The organism is Agrobacterium larrymoorei, from assembly GCF_037722385.1.
GTDB lineage: Bacteria > Pseudomonadota > Alphaproteobacteria > Rhizobiales > Rhizobiaceae > Agrobacterium > Agrobacterium larrymoorei_C.
On sequence record NZ_JBBKAQ010000016.1, the window covers coordinates 224810 to 244137 of the forward strand.

Consider the following 19328-nt stretch of genomic DNA (forward strand, 5'->3'; position numbering starts at 1 on the left):
GCACCACACAGCCTGCATCGGCGTGACGTTAACAGAATCTTAAATAACGTCACAGGGCCGCCGGGTCCATAATCGCCTGAGGGAATTGGGAAATAGAGTTAATATCATGTGGACCGAACTTGTGCCGTTCCGGGTACTGGAACGGCGCGGGAAAACGCGCTTGCTTTCTATATGTTTTTTCGCAAAAATTAGAGAAGGACTTGCAAAAGTGAAAAACTCCCCGTATGTGAGCCCCGTGACGCGCAAGCGTCTCTTGTGCGGTTGTAGCTCAGTTGGTTAGAGCGCAGGTTTGTGGCACCTGAGGTCGGTGGTTCGACCCCACTCAACCGTACCATTCTCTTCTCCCCGTCAGTCATTTCGTCACATCGACTTGCGGGGAGAAGAGAAGTTTTCCTTCTCAATCTCCCCCGCCTAACCGCTTTCTCTCCTACAAAACTGCTTGCGCGATTTTGCGCGCCGGCAAAAATTGGTTGGCTAGAATGTCACATACTGTTAAGGTCACGCCAACGTAACCTTATGGACGCCAGCGGCATGCCTTCGGGCCTTTGCGCGGCGGAATGGAAAAAACAGTGATTGACCCCGGCAACGGCGTAAAGCCGTCGGAACCAGGGGCGTCGGTGGCAGAAAAAGGGAAGGCGAAGCGTTCCCGTCGTGGCAAGGGCAAGCGAGGCGGCAAGAACCGTTCTGCTTCTGCTTTGCCGCAGCTGCATGGTGCCGACTCCCGTCAGGACTCTCCACCCCCAGGCGGTATTGAGCCTGGAGCGGAGCCGCGCAAGCGCAAACGCCGCAGACGTTCCGGCGGGCAGAGCGCTCAAAAACCAATTCCAGGCATTACTGCAGAAGGTCAAAAGGAAAGCGTATCGGCGCGTCCTGACCAGCTCCCATCCGGTAAAAGGAAAGCGCGCAACCGCAAGCGGCCGCATCGCGATCCGCAGGGTCGGCCACTGGTGCCAAGCCAGGCACCCCGGCCTGCCGCCAAACAGAATGGCGCAGGTGCCAATGGTGCTGCGATCGTCTTGGAGCCTGCAGGCTTTGCACATGCGCGGCATGGAGCAGGGCGAGAGGCTTTCGAGACGAGTTCCGATATGTATGCGGCGCTTGATCTCGGGACAAACAATTGCCGCTTGCTGATTGCACAGCCGACGCGTCCGGGTCAGTTCCGGGTCGTCGACGCCTTTTCCCGGATCGTTCGTCTCGGTGAAGGTCTGGTATCGACCGGTCGCCTGTCCGATGACGCAATGGATCGTGCCGTCGAAGCGTTGAAGGTCTGCGCCTCCAAGCTTGCTGGACGACCCATTCGCCGCATGCGCCTGATTGCGACCGAGGCCTGCCGCGCGGCCGCCAATGGCGAAGAGTTCCTGGAACGCGTCACGCGTGAGACTGGCCTCAACCTCGAAATCATCAGCCGCGAGACCGAAGCGCGCCTTGCCGTTTCCGGTTGTTCGTCGCTTGTCGGACGCGAAGCACGCTCCGTCGTGCTCTTCGATATTGGTGGCGGCTCCTCGGAAATCGCCGTCATTCGTTTGAACGAGAACCGTTCGAACCGGCTTGCCAACCATATCACCCATTGGACGTCCCTGCCGGTGGGCGTAGTGACGCTGTCGGAACGCCATGGCGGTCGCGACGTGACGCCTGAAGTCTTCGAGGCTATGGTGACGGAAGTCGAGGGCCTGCTTGATGCCTTCCACTGCCCCCCGCTGTCGGACCAGTCGACACTTGATGATTTTCACCTGATCGGCACATCCGGCACGGTGACGACGCTTGCCGGTGTGCATCTCGATCTGCCGCGTTACGATCGCCGCAAGGTCGATGGGCTATGGCTGTCGGATGCCGAGGTTACGGCCATGCAGAACAAGCTTTTGGCCTGGGATTTTGCCGGACGTGCGGCGAATGCCTGCATTGGGCCGGATCGCGCCGATCTGGTTCTTGCGGGTTGCGCCATTCTGGAGGCGATCCGCAGACGCTGGCCCGCACGACGCATGCGCGTGGCAGATCGCGGGCTGCGCGAAGGCCTGTTGACGGATATGATGGCAGATGATGGCGCATGGCGTCGCAATAAGATACGCCGTGCCCAGACGCAGGGCAAAGTAGAGCGGAAGGGTTGATATGAGCAAGGCGCCCACAAGCACCAACCGTACCGGACGCAAGATCGGCCAGAAGGTGAAGAAGACGAAGCTGAAGGCCTCGTCCCGCCGCTGGCTGGAACGTCATATCAACGACCCTTACGTACAGCGCGCCAAGCTGGAAGGCTATCGCGCCCGCGCCGCCTTCAAGCTTCTGGAAATCAACGACAAGCATCAGATCTTGAAGGATGCGCATCGCATCATCGACTTGGGCGCTGCCCCCGGCAGCTGGTCGCAGATTGCTGCAAAGGTCACGGATTCGACCGAGGACGACATCCGCGTCGCAGCGATCGATTTCCTTGAGCTCGATCCGATCCCCGGCGTAAAAATCCTGCAGCTTGACTTTCTCGATCCGAAAGCGCCGGAGCTTTTGATGGAAGCCGTTGGCGGCACGCCCGATCTCGTTCTCTCCGACATGGCGGCCCCGACGACTGGCCACCAGAAGACAGACCATATCCGCACCATGCATCTGTGCGAAGTGGCGGCGGATTTTGCCGTGCAGGTTCTGGCCGAAGGCGGACACTTTCTTGCCAAGACCTTCCAGGGTGGCACGGAGAAGCAGTTGCTCGATATGCTGAAGCAGAACTTCAAGCAGGTCATCCACATCAAGCCCGCCTCGTCGCGTTCTGAATCCGTGGAAATGTTCCTGCTCGCCAAGCATTTCAGAGGTCGAAAGACAGCTCCGGCTGACGCGCCCGACAATTAGAATCGCGAGTAGAATTATTCAGCGGGCTGCGAGACTTTGCGTCTATGGCCTGACACCTCGGAACCCGCACCTCGGTCCATCGCAATCAGCGGCAGGGTGGCAAACAGCGACACCAGCGCGACAACGACGAATGCCAGATGGAAATCGGCAAGCTGCAGATGTCCGCCGGACAAGAAGCCGCTGAGCTCAAGGATCATGGCCGCGAAGGCGACACCGAGTGCCAGGCTGATCTGCTGTAACACCGATGCCATCGAGGTCGCCTGGCTTGCCTGCCGGTCATCAATATCGGAATAGCTAAGCGCATTGGTGCCGGTGAAGAAGAAGGACCGGGCAAAACCCGCCACAACCAGGCAGATCATGATCAGCGGATAGGGCGTATCCGGTGTGAAGAAACTGTTCGCAACCGTGGTACAGGCGCCAACGAAGCCAGCGCTAATCAGCGTGGCTTTAAAGCCGGTGGCCGCAAAGACGCGCCGCGCCATGAACTTCGTGGTGATCGCGCCGATCGCCCCTGCAAAGGTGATCATGCCCGACTGAAACGGGTTGAGACCAAAGCCGATCTGCAACATGAGCGGCATTAGAAACGGAATGGCGCCTGTCGAAATGCGGAATACCGTGCCGCTGATGGACGCTGTGCGGAATGTCGCATTCTGAAAAATCTTGAAATCCAGGATCGGGGCCGGATGGATTCTTGCATGACGAATGTAAAGCGCCCCGCAGATGAAGCCGATGATGATCGAGCCTATGCCGACGACGGGTGGGAGCGCGGGCAGGCTGACAACCGAGAAGCCGAATACGACGCCCGATGCTGCAAGGCCGGACAGAACAAAGCCGGTGAAATCCATCGGCGGCGGATTGGTGGTCTCGATTTCCGGGAGATAGATGGTCGAAAGCCAGATGCCGATCACGCCGATCGGGACGTTGATCAGGAAGATCCAGTGCCAGGAAAAATAGGTGGTGATGAAGCCGCCGATCGGCGGGCCGGTTAGCGGCCCGACCAGAGCCGGAATAGTCAGTAGCGCCATGGCCGAAACGAGATCTGTGCGCTTGGTGGTGCGCAACAGAACGAGACGTCCGACTGGCGTCATCATTGCCCCGCCCATGCCCTGCAGGAAGCGTGACACGACGAATTCAACGACGGAGCCGGAGACCGCGCAGCAGATCGAGCCGATAACGAAAATCGCAATGGCGAAGCGGAAAATCTTTTTTGCACCGAACTTGTCAGCCATCCAGCCGCTGATCGGAATGAAGATGGCAAGCGACACCATATAGGCGGTCAATGCAAGCTTGAGGGTGATGGGGCCGACATTCAAATCCGCTGCGATTGCCGGCAATGACGTCGCAATCACAGTCGAGTCCATCTGCTCCATGAAAAGGGCGACGGCAAGGATAAGCGGAATAATTCTGTTCATGGCTTGGCTGCGGCCCACCCCGCATCAACGAAAGTTCGGTCCACTTACTACTCCTGCGGTCGGAACTTGCCAACTAAACATTTGGCAAGAATGGCGACATCTTCTTCCTCACGACGCTGTGAGGACTTGCCAATGAACCGAATGGCGGAGATGCTCGTTAAGCCCGTTGGTACCCCAACAAGCGGAGATTTTCATGACGGACAGGATGAACATCAGCCGGCGCACGCTGCTCGGAACGGCCGGCGCCGGAGCAGTCGCCCCCTTCGTATTGAGCGGCACCGCTGCCGCCCAGACAAGCCAGCCTCAGACGTCCATGGAGATCAATCACGCGATGCCCCCCGAAACCAACCGTTTCAAGCTTGGAGACTTCGAGGTTCTGGTCGTCAAGGACGGTGCGCGTCCCTCCGGCAAGCCAGGTGAGACATTCGGTACGAACCAGAGCCCGGAAGCGGTCGGCGAGTTGCTGCAGAAGAACTTTTTGCCGACCGAGCAATTCGTCAACAGTTTCTCGCCCGCCTTGATCAACACGGGGTCCGACCTCGTCCTGTTCGATACCGGCTTTGGTGAACAGGGGCGTGAGGCTGGCAATGGGCGGTTGCTCGAAGGGCTTGCCGCTGCCGGATATACGCCGGACGACGTAACCGTCGTGGTTTTGACCCATATGCATGGCGACCACATTGGCGGCCTGATGGAGAAGGGCAAGCCGGCCTTTCCGAAGGCACGTTACGTCTTCGGCCAGAAGGAGTACGACTTCTGGACCGACGAAAAGCGTGTCGGCACGCCTGCCGAAAACGGTCACAAGGCGGTGCTTGCCAATGTGAAGCCGCTGGCGGAAAAGGCGACCTTCATCGGCGATGGTGCTGAGGTCGTACCCGGCATCAATGCGATTGCCGCCTTTGGTCACTCTCCGGGCCATATGATCTTCAACGTTGAATCCAGCGGCAAGCGCCTCGTCCTGACCGCGGACACAGCAAACCACTTCGTACTGTCGCTGCAACGCCCGGACTGGGAGGTGCGCTTCGATATGGATAAGGCGGCGGCTGCAGCAAGCCGCAAGAAGGTCTTCGATATGGTTTCGACCGACCGCGTCCCGTTCCTCGGCTACCACATGCCGTTCCCCTCCGTTGGTTATGCGGAGAAGCTCGAAACCGGATACAGGTTTGTGCCGAAATCCTACCAGTTCGACATCTGATCGGTAGTCCAGGATCCGAAGTCCCACGAGCCGCGGTCAAAGCGACTGCGGCTAGTCTGCATCATGGTGCATTGCACAGGGTTCAGGGTTTTTTCTATTCCCTTCCCGTCATAACCGTGTTACCAGCCCTCGCCAACTTCCAAGCAATCCTTTGCAGGACCGCCGGGGTGAACATTCGTTCCGGATCGGCCGTGCATTTCATACTGAAGGAATTTGGCCATGGCACGCATCATTGAAACTCCCACTGGTCTCGACGCCTTGACGTTCGACGACGTGCTCCTCCAGCCGGGGCATTCTGAAGTCATGCCCGGCCAGACGAATATCGCGACCCGCATCGCGCATGATATCGAACTCAACCTCCCCATTCTCTCTTCGGCAATGGACACGGTCACCGAAAGCCGACTGGCGATCGCCATGGCTCAGGCCGGTGGCATCGGGGTCATTCACAGAAATCTGACGCCGATCGAGCAGGCCGAAGAGGTTCGCCAGGTCAAGAAGTTCGAAAGCGGCATGGTGGTCAACCCGGTCACGATCGGACCGGATGCCACGCTGGCCGAAGCTCAGTCGCTGATGAAGGCGCATGGCATTTCAGGTATTCCGGTTGTTGAAAATGGCGGTAGCGGCGGTCACAAGATCGGCCGTCTCGTCGGCATTCTAACCAACCGCGACGTTCGTTTTGCCTCCGATCCAGCGCAGAAGATCTATGAATTGATGACGCGGGAAAACCTCGTCACCGTCAAGGAAAGCAGCGTCGATCAGCAGGAAGCTCGCCGCCTTCTGCACAAGCATCGCATCGAAAAGCTGCTGGTCGTCGATGGCAAGGGCAACTGCGTTGGCCTCATCACCGTCAAGGACATCGAGAAGTCGCAGCTCAATCCAAATGCCACGAAGGATGCGCAGGGCCGCCTTCGTGCCGCAGCAGCCATCAGCGTTGGCGACGATGCCATCGAGCGCGCCGAGCGTCTGATCGAAGTGGGCGTTGACGTTCTCGTGGTCGATACCGCACATGGCCATTCGCAGCGTGTTCTCGATGCGGTAAGCCACGTCAAGAAGATGTCAAACTCGGTTCGCGTCATTGCCGGTAACGTCGCGACATCGGCTGGCACCAAGGCGCTGATCGATGCCGGTGCGGATGCCGTCAAGGTCGGTATCGGCCCAGGCTCGATCTGCACAACGCGTATTGTTGCAGGTGTGGGCGTTCCGCAGCTTGCGGCCGTCATGTCCGCCGTCGAAGCGGCCCATAGCGCCAATATCCCGGTGATTGCCGATGGCGGCATCAAGTTCTCGGGCGACCTTGCCAAGGCGATCGCCGCCGGTGCCTCCGCCGTGATGATCGGCTCGCTCTTGGCGGGTACGGATGAAAGCCCAGGCGAAGTGTTCCTCTATCAGGGCCGCTCCTTCAAGGCCTATCGTGGCATGGGTTCCGTCGGTGCCATGGCGCGTGGTTCGGCAGACCGTTACTTCCAGGCGGAAGTGCGCGACACGCTAAAGCTCGTGCCGGAAGGCATCGAAGGCCAGGTTCCCTACAAGGGACCGGTCTCCGGCGTCCTGCACCAGCTTGCTGGAGGTCTGAAGGCGGCGATGGGTTATGTCGGTGGCGGAACAATAAAGGACTTCCAGGAGCGTGCCACTTTCGTGCGCATCTCGGGGGCGGGCTTGCGCGAAAGCCACGCGCATGATGTGACCATCACCCGCGAAAGCCCGAACTATCCAGGCGCCGTTTGATCTGCTGCCTGCTTCGGGTAAAAGACTGAGATGATTTGAACGCTCTCCGAACGCCGTTTGGAGAGCGTCTTTGTTGATAGGGGAAGAAGTATGTCGCCCACGACTGCCATGTTCTGGCCAATGATTGCCCACGCATTTCTCGTGTTCTGGCTCTATGGTCTACTGGCGTATCGCCGCAAGAAATTCACCTTTCTCGACAGTGACGCCGTGCGCCGTTTCCGCGATGCTGGCGAAGAAGCCCCCGAGAGCAAGCTCGTCAACAAGAACATCGCCAATCAGTTCGAGCTGCCGATGCTGTTCCACGCGGCGTGCCTGCTGCTCTATATCACCGATGCGGACAATATCGTCACTATCGTGCTTGGCTGGATTTTCGTTCTTTCTCGGATATTCCATTCCTATATCCACGTCACCAGCAACCGTCTGCGTTACCGCGGTCCAGCTTTCATAACCGGCTTCGTCACGCTCGTGCTGATGTGGGGCTGGCTCTTCATCTGGCTCGCGCTGGAATAGGACGTTAGATCTAACGGATGCACTGCCTGATGGCGTCGGCAAGGGCAGCGATGTCGCCTTTACGACCGCTCGCCATGCGCCAGACAAGACCGATCTCCCGCGCAGGTGCTGGATCGGCAAAAGGAACGATGCGCAGATTATTGCGCATCGTCTCAGTCGGAATGGCAATTTCCGGGATCAGCGTCATTCCCATATCATGGGACACCATCTGCAAGAGCGTCGCCATCGATGTTGCGCCGTAATTGACAAGACTGCGTTTGCCGGCCGCATCGCAAACTGCCAGCGCCTGATCACGAAGGCAGTGGCCTTCCTCCAAAAGCAGCAGTCGATCCATGTCGACCTGACCTTCGTTGACAGGCGAGACCAGGATCTTATCGTCGCTCTTGGCAGTCGCCATGAAGAAGCGATCGGTAAACAGGTGGCACGTCTCCAACCCTTCGCCCTCGATCGGAATGGCTGCAATTACTGCATCCAGCTTGCGCGCCGCGAGATCGGCCAGAAGGCGGTCGGTTACGGTTTCCTTCAACTCGATCTCGATCAGGGCATGATGGGCGCGCAGATGCGGTACGAGCTTTGGAACGAGGTAGGGCGCGATAGTGGGAATGATACCGATCCTCACCAGCCCTTCCAGAGCGCCCGAAGTTTTGCGTGCGACTTCTTCCAGCCGTTCTACCTCAAGAAGAATAGTTCGCACGTGGTGCAGCACTTCCTCGCCCTTTGGGGTTATGGTGATATCCCCACGGCTGCGCTCCACGAGCTTGACGCCCAAATGCTCCTCCATATCCATGATCTGCACGGAAAGCGCCGGCTGGCTGATATGGGCCTCCGCAGCAGCCTTGCCAAAATGCAGGGTGCGGGCCAAAGCATCGAAATAGCGCATCTGTCGAAGTGTGAGCATGATAGGGTTTTCCTATCACTCTTGGCATTTCACCGAAAGACGAAACTATCGAAGAGGATTAGGCAGAGTGCATCACCAGCCCGGCGCTGTGTAGTTGGCTTTGAGCTTCTGCATGCCGGGCAGCATCTTTACCCGCGAGTCGAGCTCCTCCGGAGGAGGGCTCAGCGTGATATTGTCGAGGCAAGCGGTGATGTGATCAGTGATGGCATTGATCAGCGACGGCGACAGGCCGGGACGCTTCATCAGGCCGATCTGCACGGGCGGCAGAGGAGGGAAACCGTCAGCAGAGGTCAGCACCCGCATGCCTGTCCGAAGCGTTGACTCCGGCAGAACGGAGACCGCCATGCCGGCCAGAACCGCAGCGGCAATTACTGTGGACGACCAGCTGGTGAAGAGCACCTGATAGTCGCGCCCATCGGCATCGAGAGCCGAGCAGGCAAGCTGCCGCCAATGGCAATCGCGTCGACCGACTGCAAGCGGTACCGGGGCATCATCGCGAAGAGGATGGTTAGCCGACGTCACCCAGCAAAGCGGCTCAGTGCGCACGATATCTGACACACGTGTGCGTGGATTATGCGTCACCAGCGCGATGTCGAGTTCGCCGCGTGCCATCTTTTCCGCAAGGCTGATCGATGGCTCGCAGACGATGTAGAGTTCAACATTCGGATGGGTCTTGGCAAAGCGCCCTATGATCTCGGGCATGTATCGGTCGGCATAGTCATCGGGAGTACCGATGCGCAGTGTGCCTTCCAACCGGTTGTCGTCGAAGGCTGCGACAGCCTCATTGTTGAGACGAATGATCCGGCGGGCATAATGCATTAGCTTCTCGCCTTCAGCTGTCAGCCTGTTGCCGCGCCCGTCCTTGGCAAAAAGCTGCTTGCCCAGCCGCTCTTCCAGCCTGCGCATCTGCATCGATACCGCCGACTGCGTCTTGAACACGCGGTCCGCAGCTTTTGTGAAGCTGCCCGTATCTACGATGGCGATGAAAGTATGAAGCTGATCGATATCGAGCGGAGCGGACATAATAGTGATCCATAAGAGCTATTGATATCTGACATTAGAAACATTCGTTGGACTGATCAATAGTCTTGCGACATTTTGACGCTCAAGACATCCGATCAACCCGCCCAACGCTTCAGGGCTGCGGCCTCAACCTCACCAATCTTCGTGCGAAAGCGCGAAGCGATATCTTCACGTGCCTCATAGGAAGGACAGTGTCATGCGCACGGCAGAACGGAAAATGGAATTGCAGATGCTAGCCCCCGCGGTCTCGCTCGAGACGCGTTGGAACACGGCTTTCAATCGCGTTGCGAAACTCGCCCGTTCCATCATCAACCGTTTGGCCGCGAACAAGCTGACGGAGATGACCGATCAACAGCTTGCCGACATCGGACTGGTGCGTAGTGATGTGATGAGCGCGCTGGAGACCGGCCTTCTGGACGATCCGACCCTGTACTTGGCGCGTGCCGCCAAAATGCGCGCTGGCTCCCGTTTCACCCGTCACAGTCGCTGACTTCGACAACAGGGTTTTGGCCCACCATCAAGTTTCCCCGCAGGGTGATTGCCAATAACCCTGCCTTTGCCCGGTGTTCGGCCCCAAGCCGCACCGGGCTTTTTTGCATCGAGCGCAAGTTCAGCCTTAAGAGGCAACTGCGATCAATATTGGTAGTCTTCGAAGACAGGTAGAACCGACTGCTGCCAGCGGCCGTGATAAAGCGCCAGCATGTCTTCAGCAAGCGTTGACTTCTTTGCGAGCACCTCTTCCAGAGGCGAGAGGAAAGCGCTCTCGTCCTGGCCTTCGCGGTTCAGGCGCGCCCGCCTTTGCAAGCCCTTGCGGGAGACTGCTACTACGTCTCGCGCGACGTCCAGCAGATCGCGACCGGCGATGGTCGCTTTCAGGCCTTCTGCCGGGACAGCATTGCGAAGCGCAATGACGTCGTCCACCTGCCAGTCCGCGGTGAACTGGTCGGCTGCCGTCAGCGCCTCGTCGTCATAAAGCAGACCGACCCAGAAGGCCGGAAGCGCGCAGATGCGCCGCCAAGGGCCACCATCGGCACCGCGCATTTCGAGGAAGCGTTTGAGGCGCACGTCAGGAAACAGCGTCGAAAGGTGGTTGGTCCAGTCACCCAGATTGGGTTCCCACTCGGCAATCTCGCCCTTCAGGGCACCCGCCATGAACTGGCGGAAGGTGATGGTGGTGCAGTCACGGTACTTGCCGTCGCGCACGATGAAGTACATCGGCACGTCGAGCGCCCATTCGACATAGTCCTTGAAGCCGAAATCCGGCTTGAAGGTGAAGGGGAGAACACCGGAGCGCTGATTGTCGGTGTCGCGCCAGATATCGCCGCGCCACGAGAGAAGCCCGTTTGGCTTGCCTTCGGTAAAAGGCGAGGATGCAAAAAGCGCAGTCGCCAGCGGCTGCAGCTTCATCGAAACGCGCATCTTGCGGCGCATGTCTTCTTCCGAAGAGAAGTCCAGATTCACCTGGATGGTGCAGGTCCGGTACATCATGTCGAGACCCTGAGTGCCGACCTTGGGCATGTAGTTGGTCATGATGGTATAGCGCGACTTCGGCATCTGCGGCGTTTCGTCAAACGTCCAGAGCGGGCTTCCGCCAATGCCGAGGAAACGAATGCCCATGGGCTCGGCGATCTCGCGCAGCGTTGCAAGATGCTGGTTGGATTCCCGACAGGTGTCATGCAGGTTTTCCAAAGGCGCGCCAGAAAGTTCGAACTGTCCGCCGGGTTCGATGGAGATCGCGCCCATGCCGCTCGGCTCGCTAAGACCGATGATATGGTCGCCATCCATGATCGGTTCCCAGCCGAGCTTTTCCTGCATGCCCTTCAATAGAGCGGAAATGCTGGCATCGCCGAAGTAGGGAACGGGTTTGTTCCCATCCCGGAAGAAGGCGAACTTTTCATGCTCCGTCCCGATCCTGAATTTATCTTTCGGCTTGCAGCCGCCGGCCAGATAATCTGTCAGTTCCTGCACGGAGGAAATCGGCGTCTGGTCGGTGGTGTCGCGGGCCATGAAATTACCTTGTTGTCTTTGCTGCCTGCGCAGCAATGTTGCCATCGCTGATAGGGTGCGATGCATGCGCAAGCAAATGAATTTCTTTTAAGCATGAAGTCATGCCGCAAGTTTGCGCGAGCGCGACATCAAACGCTCAAATTATTTCCAGTCGCCGATGCTCGCCTGAATGACCGCAAGTGCCGCGACCGCCGCCGTATCCGCCCGCAGGATGCGTGGTCCCAGAGGTATCGGCGTCACCCAAGCTTTGCTTCGCAGCAATTGTCGTTCTTCCTCCGAAAAGCCTCCCTCAGGCCCGACGAGAAGAGCCAATTCCTTCTCCTCAATCTCTCGAAGCACAGGCAGAGGATTCTGCCCTGCATCACCTTCGTCGCAATAAATGATGCGGCGTGAAGGAGACCAGCTTTCCAACAGGTCTTTGAGCCGAACCGGTTCTTCGACATCCGGAACGGCAAGGATACCGCATTGTTCCGCAGCTTCGATGACATTGGCTCGTAGCTTGTCTAGATTGGTGATTTTGCCCTGAACATGCTGGGTCAGCACAGGTCGAAGAACGCCGGCCCCCATCTCCACCGCCTTCTGCACCAAATAATCCAGGCGCCCGGTTTTCAGCGGTGCGAATATATAGTGCAGATCCGGCTTTTCCGGCTGAGGCCGTGTTTCCTCAAAGGGTGTGAGCGTAATCTTCTTGCGCGTCGGGAAGGAGAGGCTCGCCTTCCATTCGCCGTCGCGTCCGTTGAAGAGCAGGATTTCCGAACTGCCGCCCATGCGCAGCACATTGGCGAGATAATTGAACTGGTCGCTATCGGCCTCGACGCTTTCTCCAGCCCGCAGGGACTGATTGACGTAAAGTCGCTGCATTCTGAAATTGGCACGCATGTCGGTACTTCGATGAGTTGATGATCTGTCTGCTCATATAAACAGAAGATGCATGATTGCGTAGAGCACAGCCGCAAGTGCGGCACTTGCTGGTAGCGTGATGATCCAGGCGGCGATGATCGTCATGAAGTGCGATCGGCGCACAAGATAGCGTCGCCGCGTCTCCGAGGCGTTCTCGTCCGGTTCGTTGCGGGCAGGATCGGCTGCGACAATGGTCTTGCGGATCGCCTCCTGCTGCTTTCTGTCCCTCTGGGTGTACCACTCGCGGAAAAAGCCGACGCCGAAGACGGCGCCGATCGCAGTATGTGTTGTGCTGACGGGCATGCCAAAATGCGAGGCGGTCAGAACAGTGAGCGCCGTCGAAGTGGAAACGCAAAAAGCGCGCATCGGGTTAAGCTTGGTGATCTGCTCGCCAACGAGCCGGATCAGGCGCGGCCCGAAGAGCAGGATGCCGCAGGATAGGCCGAACGCACCAATCAGCATGACCCATTGCGGTGCCGGCGCGAATACCTCGGCGATGTTACCGTAATCCGCTCTGACGATGGCAACGACCGGGCCAATGGCGTTAGACACGTCATTGGCGCCGTGCCCGAAGGACATCAGCGCTGCCGCAAAGATCAGTGGCCATTGAAACAGCGTGCGAAGCGACTGGTTGCGGTTTTCCAACCCCTCGGACTGGTTGCGAATGAGCGGGATACAAAGCCGCCAGCCGATGAGGCCAACGGCAAGGCCCGCCGCAAGTGAAAGGCCGGTCGGAACATCCATGACCCGATGCAATCCGAAGCGCATCAGGTAGGCGGTCATCACCCCGCCCATCACGCCAAGCAGCACCGGCACCCACTTGCGCGCAGCGGCGATCTTGTCGTCGCGATAGATGATGAATTCCTTGATGAAGGCGAGCAGAGCAACCGCAAAGAAGGCGCTGATGAAGGGCGTGAGCACCCAGGTGATCGCGATGCCCAGAAGCGACGTCCAATCCACCGCACCCACGCCGAAGGCGGCTGTGCCCGCACCAGCAACTGCACCGACGATACTGTGGGTTGTGGAAATCGGCGCCTTGAGCAGGTTGGAAAGATTGACCAGAAGTGCGGCTGCCAGAATGGCGCCGAGCATGGCCCAGGCAAACACATGCGGGTCGGGTACGGTTCTGACATCGACGATGCCGCTGGCAATCGTCTCGACCACATTGCCACCGGTGATGAGGGCGCCGCAAATTTCACAGATCGCGGCAATGATCAACGCAGCGGTAAGCGGTAGAGCCTTTGAACCGACCGCGGGCCCGACATTATTTGCCACATCCTTGGCGCCGATATTCATCGCCATATAGGCACCGATGATGGCTGCGGCGAGGGTAATCACCGCGCCCGGCGTTCCGCCAGCATAGGAACTGGCGATGAGAGCCGTCACCACCAGAAACAGAAGCGCAGCACCTGGCGCCACGAACCTCTGGCCGAGATGGTTCACCGCTTCCTCGACACGGGTCATCTTGTCGAGATCCTTGTCGAGTGTCGGTTTCTTGCGATTTTCAGGTAATTGCGCCATGGGCAAGCTCTATAGCGACATCGAGAGCGTTTGGCTGGCGTATTCGCGACACGAAATCGTCATCAGGGCGTTTTCATTCACTGAGAAAACGCTTTAAGAATTGGCAGCCTTTTGCGCCAGGGGCGGCGCGGCTCTCACCATGTGCTTGCCGAAAGCAACAAAAAGCTGCTTCAACTCGATTTCATTGACCCGCTTTTCCGCTTCCTCCGGCGAGACCCATTCGAGCTTACGGCTTTCCCGCTCGGGGAAATTTTTGACCAGGTCAGCGACCTCGAGAAGATGAACCTGCACCAGACAGGTGACCCTCACACCGTTCTTCAGCTTCTTCTCGTAGTGGAAAAAGCCGAAAGGTTCCTTCTGCGCCGTTCCTCGTACACCTGCCTCTTCGAAAGCCTCGCGTTCTGCAACCGCATGAGCCTTTTTGCCTTCCATCGGCCAACCCTTCGGGATGACCCACCGTCCTGTGTCCCGGCTGGTCAGCAACAATACCTCCACATCGCCGTGTTTCTTATTCCGGCGGTGGCATATGGCACCATATTGCTGACGAGGGGGACGACGCAGCATTAGGCTGACGTCTTTGGCCAGACGGCTCAGAAGGTTCAATGCGAGATATTCCTTTCGAGTGTGAATGTGCGAAAGCCCGAACCGCGAAGCGCTCGAGTTGTTTCATTGTCTGCTTATGAAGAGAGCGGGTCAATGCAGATGTCCCGCTCTTACACCAGTATTTCTGGGCTGTTTTTGGGTCGGGATCGGAGACATCCAGTGCTTGAGCCCCATTATTACCCCATCTGCTTCTTCTTTGCGCGCGATGAACATATTGTGCTTATCGCTGGCGAAAGATCGAAGCTCTTCGAGGGCATTGGCGACAACCACGCCCCGCACATCGGGCAGTTCGAACATGGCTCGGTCGTTGCCAGTATCTCCCGCCACCACGACCTCATCGAGCCCGATGCCGAGGTGACCGCAAAGCCAGCGAATAGCCGCACCCTTATTCGCTGCGCGGGGGAGAATATCGAGGTCCCGCGCGCTCGAATACACGATGCGTGCGGCAACACCATTGTCGTTGAGGCGTCGCTCGATATCGGCAAGCGCCTCTTTTTCAGCATGGTGAAGATACCAACTCGATTTCAGACCATGTTGGTATCGCTCCGGCTGAAGACTTGAGCCTGGAACGTCCTGCATGATCGATGCGATCTTGTCGGCGTCGAACGCCGCGCCAAGCTGAGAGGTATAGGCTTCGGACAACGCTGGCTCGTCTTGACGTGACACCATAGTGCCCACCCCGCCGATGATGTAATCCGGGCGGGGCAGCGGCACGGAGTCCAGAAGTTCGAGCTGATCGTCGATCAGTCGCCCGCTGTTCAATACCAAGAGCGGGCGCGTCTCTTGCGGAAGCGCGTTCCAGAAGTCGCGAAAGCGCGCCGTCGCCTCATTGTTGCCGACGACGGTACCATCCAGATCGGTGGAAAAAAGACGAACCGGTTTCAATCGCCGTCATTCCATGGTTCGGCCCAATCGGATTCTTCCAGGACGGGCATCATCGTGCGGCCCTCGACCACAGACAGAAGCTGCTGGGCAATACCTGTCCATGTAAACAGGCTGCGGGCCTTGTGAGCCCCCATGCGCGACAGACGACCGTAAAGACGCTCGTGCTTGAACGGCTTCATCATGGTGATGCCAAGGTCTTCCTTATCGAAAGGATCGGCAAACAACGCGTGACGACCATAGCTGACGGCTCGGAAGAGACCGCCATGGATGGTCACCACAGTCGGCGTGCCACTCGCCATGGCCTCAATGGCCGTCATGCCGAAAGGCTCGTAACGGCTGGACAGGACGAAGAGATCAGCGGCGCGGTAGATATCCGGCAAATCCTCGTCCGAGACATAACCGGAGAAGACAACTTTGTCTTCCAGACCCAGCTCGCTCACTCGCTCTTTCAGCTGGTTGAGGATCGTGGTCTCCTGCTGGTCCATATTCTCGCCGCCAACGGCAAGATGCAGGCGTGCTTCCGGCTCGCGCTCGGCCAGCACCGAGAAGCCATCTATCAGAAGGTCGTAGCCTTTATTGGTGGCCAAACGACCAAGCGCAAGAACGGTCTTGCCTTCGAAGCCGAAACGCTGGCGCAGCATTTGCCGTGAGGCTTCCGAGACGGGGAAGAAGCGATTGTCGTCATATCCCGGCGGGATCATATGGACCTGCTTGCGCTTAAGTCCGTAGTCCTCAAGCAGCACGTCAAGCTGCACCGGCGTCGTTGCAATCACCATGTCGCAGCTGCGATAGATGATGAGTTCGTGCTGGATGCGTTCCTTGAAGTTGAATTCGAGTTCGAACGTATCAGCCTTTTCCGGATAGTCGGTTTCCATCTGGCGCTTTTTCCAGATGCCGAGCGAGTGAGGCGTGTGTAGGTGAGGGATTTTTAGCGCTTCGGAAAGCCGCTGACCGGCAACCCCGGCATCCCAGTAATGGCTGTTGATGAAGGAATAGGTCAGGTCGTTTTTCTTGATGAAGCGCAGCGCGTTTTCGCACCATTCCAGCAGATGGCGGTGGAGATATTCCTTAGGAATGAACTCCTTCCCGCCACAGGGAATGCGAACCACGCGAACGCGTTCGTCCACCTCATCGATTTCCGGCTGATCTTCGAAACGGCGGGTGTAAAGATCGACCGTATAACCGAGCTGGCCAAGCTTCTTTGCAAGTTCGAGGACATAGACAACCTGTCCTCCGGTGTCGGCTGCGCCAAGTGGCGGGTGTGCGGCTACGTAGCCATGCGTCGATATGAGTGCTATCCGTGGATAGCGTTCAGTTTCGCTCGTGGTAGTCATAGCGTCCCATCTTGGTAGAAATTTCCAATAACCCGTCAAGAACCTCTGGAAGTTGATAAAGTTCCCGGGAAAATTGCCAGATCAGGATTTTTCGTTCTGCGGAGGTGGAAAGATAGGGCTTCTGAGCACGGCGTATTTTAGCAGTTGCCCTGCGTCAACTCGGCATCTGCCAATGCGTCGTGTCGTTTGATAAATCGAGATAATCGATACGGGGAATGTTGGATGGCCAGGGGACGATTTGCATTTGCCAGCGCGCCTGAACGGGCGCTGGCGCTAGGGGAAATTCATGCAAGGCCGACCGTGCTGCTCGGTTCCTCGCGCATCATCGTCCAACTGGCCTTCATGATGGATGGCGGGGCGTCCGTCCACCATTCGGCGATTGCGGAAATGTCGCGCAGCCGCGGCGTTGCACCACCGGAACGAGACGCCCGTCACCACGCCATGCCCTGCGGCCTTGGCACCCTTCGGTGGGAGAGGCACACGGAATTCTCCACATGGTTCTGGGATGGTCCGGCGCCAGACAAGATCGGCGGCGATATTGTCGGCGACCCCTTTGGAGATGGCTTTTCGCCGCCCGGTTCGCTCATCTCCGCCGTCAGACTGGAGATCCGGCCAGACGGGCTGGAGACGGTGGATGCTGAAAGTCATTTCGATCCGATCAGCCTCTGCCACAGTACGGTGCGTGAGGGGCAGGCTTCCATTTTCACCGACTTCCGCCAGGATCGTGATGGGCTGACGCAGTTTCTGCTGCTTGATCGGGGCCTGACGGATTCGGCGCGCGGCGGTATTGTGCAGCGTCTCTTGGACATCGAGACCTATCGCACCCTTGCTATGCTCGGCCTGCCGTTGGCGCAGACGCTCTCTCCGGAAATCCGCAGGATCGAAGATGGTCTGACGGCAATCACCCAGCGAATGAAGAACGGCGCGCGTGAAGAAGCCGATGCGCTTCTGGCTGAAATGACGCGTCTGGCTGCCGAACTGGAAGCCAACGCCGCACTTAGCCTCTACCGTTTTGGCGCAAGCCGCGCCTATGACGTGATTGTTCGCGAGCGCATTCGTACACTGGCCGAAACGCCGATCCAGGGTCACGAAACCATGGCGACCTTTCTGGAGCGGCGGCTCGCGCCCGCAATGCGCACCTGCCAGTCGGTGGAAGAGCGTCAGGCGAACCTGTCACGCAAGCTTTATCGCGCCACCGCTTTGGTTCGCAGCTGGATCGATGTCGAGTTGGAGCGACAGAATACGGTGCTTTTGAACAACATGAACAAGCGCGCCGCGATGCAACTGCGCCTGCAGCAAACGGTCGAGGGCCTCTCGGTCGCCGCCATTTCCTATTATGTCGTCGGATTGATCGGCTACCTCGTCAAAGCCGTCACCCATGATCTCTTGCCGATCGATCCGGCAGTGGTCACTGGTGCTAGCGTTCCGGTCGCCGTTTTCGGTGTCTGGTGGGTGGTTCGCAACATTCGCAAGCGCCACACCGATGGAGCGCATTAACGCTTAAAGCGCATCCTTGTCCCAGTAAGGCACCGGACCGTAAAGCCCCGCCAGGTAATCGATGAACAGTCGGACCTTAGCCGGCAGGAACCGGCGGCTGGAGTAGACTGCGGAAAGAGCGACGTTCTTCGATCCTTCATAGGCGGGAAGAACCTGAACCAGCGCGCCGGATTTCAATTCTGACCCAATATCCCACGTCGAACGTAGCGCAATACCAAGACCGGAGATCACCGCCTCACGGATCACTTCGGAGGAATTTGTCACAAGCAGACCTTCAGGCCGAAGGTTTAATGCACCCTCCGGTCCCTCCAAACGCCAGAGATCGTTATTATGCGCCGGGAGGCAGCGATGGTTCTTCAGATCCTCGATCGTTTCCGGCACTCCATACTCTTCGACATAGGCGCGAGAAGCGCAAAGGACGCGCCGCACCGGTGCTAGTCTGCGGGCAACAAGGCTTGAATCCGACAGGTCGGCGATGCGTATGGCGAGGTCATAACCGCCCGCGACGATATCGATAAAGTCATCGCTAAGCGTCAGGTTGATGGAGAGTGACGGGTGCTGATGCATGAACCCTTTCAGATGCGGTGCGACATGCATGCGTCCAAAGGAGGTAGAGGCGGAAACCTTCAGCGTACCAGTGAGCGTGTTCGATCGACCGGACACGAAGTCTTCGGCCTCTTCCAGACCTTCCAGCACGGCGAGAATTCTCTGATGAAATCCGTGACCCGCTTCGGTGAGCGAAATCTGCCGCGTAGTGCGCTGGAATAGCCGCGCGCCAAGTTTCTCCTCAAGCCGCTTGATCCGCTTAGAGATGACGGCTGGAGAATAGCCCAGTGCTTTTGCAGCTACCGACATGCTGCCGGAGGCAGCGACGCTGGCAAAGACTTCGAGATCGCCGAGGTTTGTCATAGAGTGCCACCATTCTTTCCGAATTGGAAACAATCTCTAACATTCGCGAGGGTTGCCACCAAGGCACAAACGCCGCATAGGAT

17 protein-coding genes and 1 tRNA gene are annotated in these 19328 nt (G+C 58.1%); 8 read left to right on the forward strand and 10 right to left on the reverse strand.

Features of this window, described 5'->3' with window-relative positions; all coding sequences use genetic code 11:
- Window positions 1-257: 257 nt before the first annotated feature.
- The 3 genes from WKI41_RS15255 to WKI41_RS15265 all read left to right on the forward strand — a co-directional run bounded on the left by WKI41_RS15255 (window position 258) and on the right by WKI41_RS15265 (window position 2829).
- Window positions 258-334, forward strand: a tRNA-His gene (locus tag WKI41_RS15255).
- Window positions 335-557: 223 nt separating this feature from the next.
- Window positions 558-2105 carry a Ppx/GppA phosphatase family protein gene (locus tag WKI41_RS15260; RefSeq protein WP_340194339.1) on the forward strand — a complete coding sequence of 516 codons (1548 nt, stop codon included), beginning with the start codon at window positions 558-560 and terminating at the stop codon, window positions 2103-2105.
- A gap of 1 nt (window position 2106) precedes the next feature.
- Complete coding sequence (locus tag WKI41_RS15265) at window positions 2107-2829, forward strand: RlmE family RNA methyltransferase (RefSeq protein ID WP_340194340.1); 723 nt, start codon at window positions 2107-2109, stop codon at window positions 2827-2829.
- A 14-nt stretch (window positions 2830-2843) separates the two neighbouring features.
- Here WKI41_RS15265 and WKI41_RS15270 read toward each other — a convergent pair whose 3' ends face one another.
- Window positions 2844-4241, reverse strand: coding sequence for an MDR family MFS transporter (locus tag WKI41_RS15270; RefSeq protein WP_340194341.1), 1398 nt, complete (start codon window positions 4239-4241; stop codon window positions 2844-2846).
- Window positions 4242-4434: 193 nt separating this feature from the next.
- Between WKI41_RS15270 and WKI41_RS15275 the strand changes: the two genes are divergently transcribed.
- The 3 genes from WKI41_RS15275 to WKI41_RS15285 all read left to right on the forward strand — a co-directional run bounded on the left by WKI41_RS15275 (window position 4435) and on the right by WKI41_RS15285 (window position 7668).
- The gene (locus tag WKI41_RS15275; RefSeq protein ID WP_340194342.1) at window positions 4435-5433 is read left to right on the forward strand and encodes an MBL fold metallo-hydrolase; all 999 of its coding nucleotides are present in this window, start codon (window positions 4435-4437) and stop codon (window positions 5431-5433) included.
- A gap of 219 nt (window positions 5434-5652) precedes the next feature.
- Window positions 5653-7158 carry an IMP dehydrogenase gene (gene guaB, locus WKI41_RS15280; protein WP_340194343.1) on the forward strand — a complete coding sequence of 502 codons (1506 nt, stop codon included), beginning with the start codon at window positions 5653-5655 and terminating at the stop codon, window positions 7156-7158.
- A gap of 108 nt (window positions 7159-7266) precedes the next feature.
- Window positions 7267-7668 carry an MAPEG family protein gene (locus WKI41_RS15285; protein WP_340194460.1) on the forward strand — a complete coding sequence of 134 codons (402 nt, stop codon included), beginning with the start codon at window positions 7267-7269 and terminating at the stop codon, window positions 7666-7668.
- A gap of 10 nt (window positions 7669-7678) precedes the next feature.
- Here WKI41_RS15285 and WKI41_RS15290 read toward each other — a convergent pair whose 3' ends face one another.
- Together WKI41_RS15290 and WKI41_RS15295 are read right to left on the reverse strand one after the other, a co-directional pair.
- A complete protein-coding gene (locus tag WKI41_RS15290; RefSeq protein ID WP_340194344.1) occupies window positions 7679-8566 on the reverse strand; it encodes a hydrogen peroxide-inducible genes activator in 888 nt (295 codons plus the stop codon).
- 72 nt (window positions 8567-8638) lie between these two features.
- Window positions 8639-9589, reverse strand: coding sequence for a LysR substrate-binding domain-containing protein (locus WKI41_RS15295; RefSeq protein ID WP_340194345.1), 951 nt, complete (start codon window positions 9587-9589; stop codon window positions 8639-8641).
- A 196-nt stretch (window positions 9590-9785) separates the two neighbouring features.
- Between WKI41_RS15295 and WKI41_RS15300 the strand changes: the two genes are divergently transcribed.
- Entirely contained in the window at window positions 9786-10079 is a 294-nt protein-coding gene (locus WKI41_RS15300) for a DUF1127 domain-containing protein (protein WP_340194346.1), read from the forward strand.
- Window positions 10080-10222: 143 nt separating this feature from the next.
- Here WKI41_RS15300 and WKI41_RS15305 read toward each other — a convergent pair whose 3' ends face one another.
- From WKI41_RS15305 to WKI41_RS15330, 6 genes are all read right to left on the reverse strand, one after another.
- Entirely contained in the window at window positions 10223-11596 is a 1374-nt protein-coding gene (locus tag WKI41_RS15305; RefSeq protein WP_340194347.1) for a glutamate--cysteine ligase, read from the reverse strand.
- 141 nt (window positions 11597-11737) lie between these two features.
- Complete coding sequence (locus WKI41_RS15310) at window positions 11738-12475, reverse strand: 16S rRNA (uracil(1498)-N(3))-methyltransferase (RefSeq protein ID WP_340194348.1); 738 nt, start codon at window positions 12473-12475, stop codon at window positions 11738-11740.
- Between the two features lie 33 nt (window positions 12476-12508).
- Window positions 12509-14017 (reverse strand): inorganic phosphate transporter, encoded by a 1509-nt coding sequence (locus WKI41_RS15315; protein WP_340194349.1) that lies wholly within the window; start codon window positions 14015-14017, stop codon window positions 12509-12511.
- 93 nt (window positions 14018-14110) lie between these two features.
- A complete protein-coding gene (locus tag WKI41_RS15320; protein ID WP_340194461.1) occupies window positions 14111-14581 on the reverse strand; it encodes an NUDIX hydrolase in 471 nt (156 codons plus the stop codon).
- Between the two features lie 129 nt (window positions 14582-14710).
- The gene (locus WKI41_RS15325) at window positions 14711-15505 is read right to left on the reverse strand and encodes an HAD-IIB family hydrolase (RefSeq protein ID WP_340194350.1); all 795 of its coding nucleotides are present in this window, start codon (window positions 15503-15505) and stop codon (window positions 14711-14713) included.
- Window positions 15502-16839 carry a glycosyltransferase family 4 protein gene (locus WKI41_RS15330; RefSeq protein WP_340194351.1) on the reverse strand — a complete coding sequence of 446 codons (1338 nt, stop codon included), beginning with the start codon at window positions 16837-16839 and terminating at the stop codon, window positions 15502-15504. Before WKI41_RS15330 ends, WKI41_RS15325 begins: the two co-directional genes overlap by 4 nt.
- 222 nt (window positions 16840-17061) lie before the next feature.
- Between WKI41_RS15330 and WKI41_RS15335 the strand changes: the two genes are divergently transcribed.
- Window positions 17062-18336, forward strand: a complete 1275-nt coding sequence (locus WKI41_RS15335; RefSeq protein ID WP_340194352.1) for a DUF3422 family protein — start codon at window positions 17062-17064, stop codon at window positions 18334-18336.
- A 3-nt stretch (window positions 18337-18339) separates the two neighbouring features.
- Here WKI41_RS15335 and WKI41_RS15340 read toward each other — a convergent pair whose 3' ends face one another.
- Entirely contained in the window at window positions 18340-19245 is a 906-nt protein-coding gene (locus WKI41_RS15340; protein WP_340194353.1) for a LysR family transcriptional regulator, read from the reverse strand.
- Between the last annotated feature and the right edge of the window lie 83 nt (window positions 19246-19328).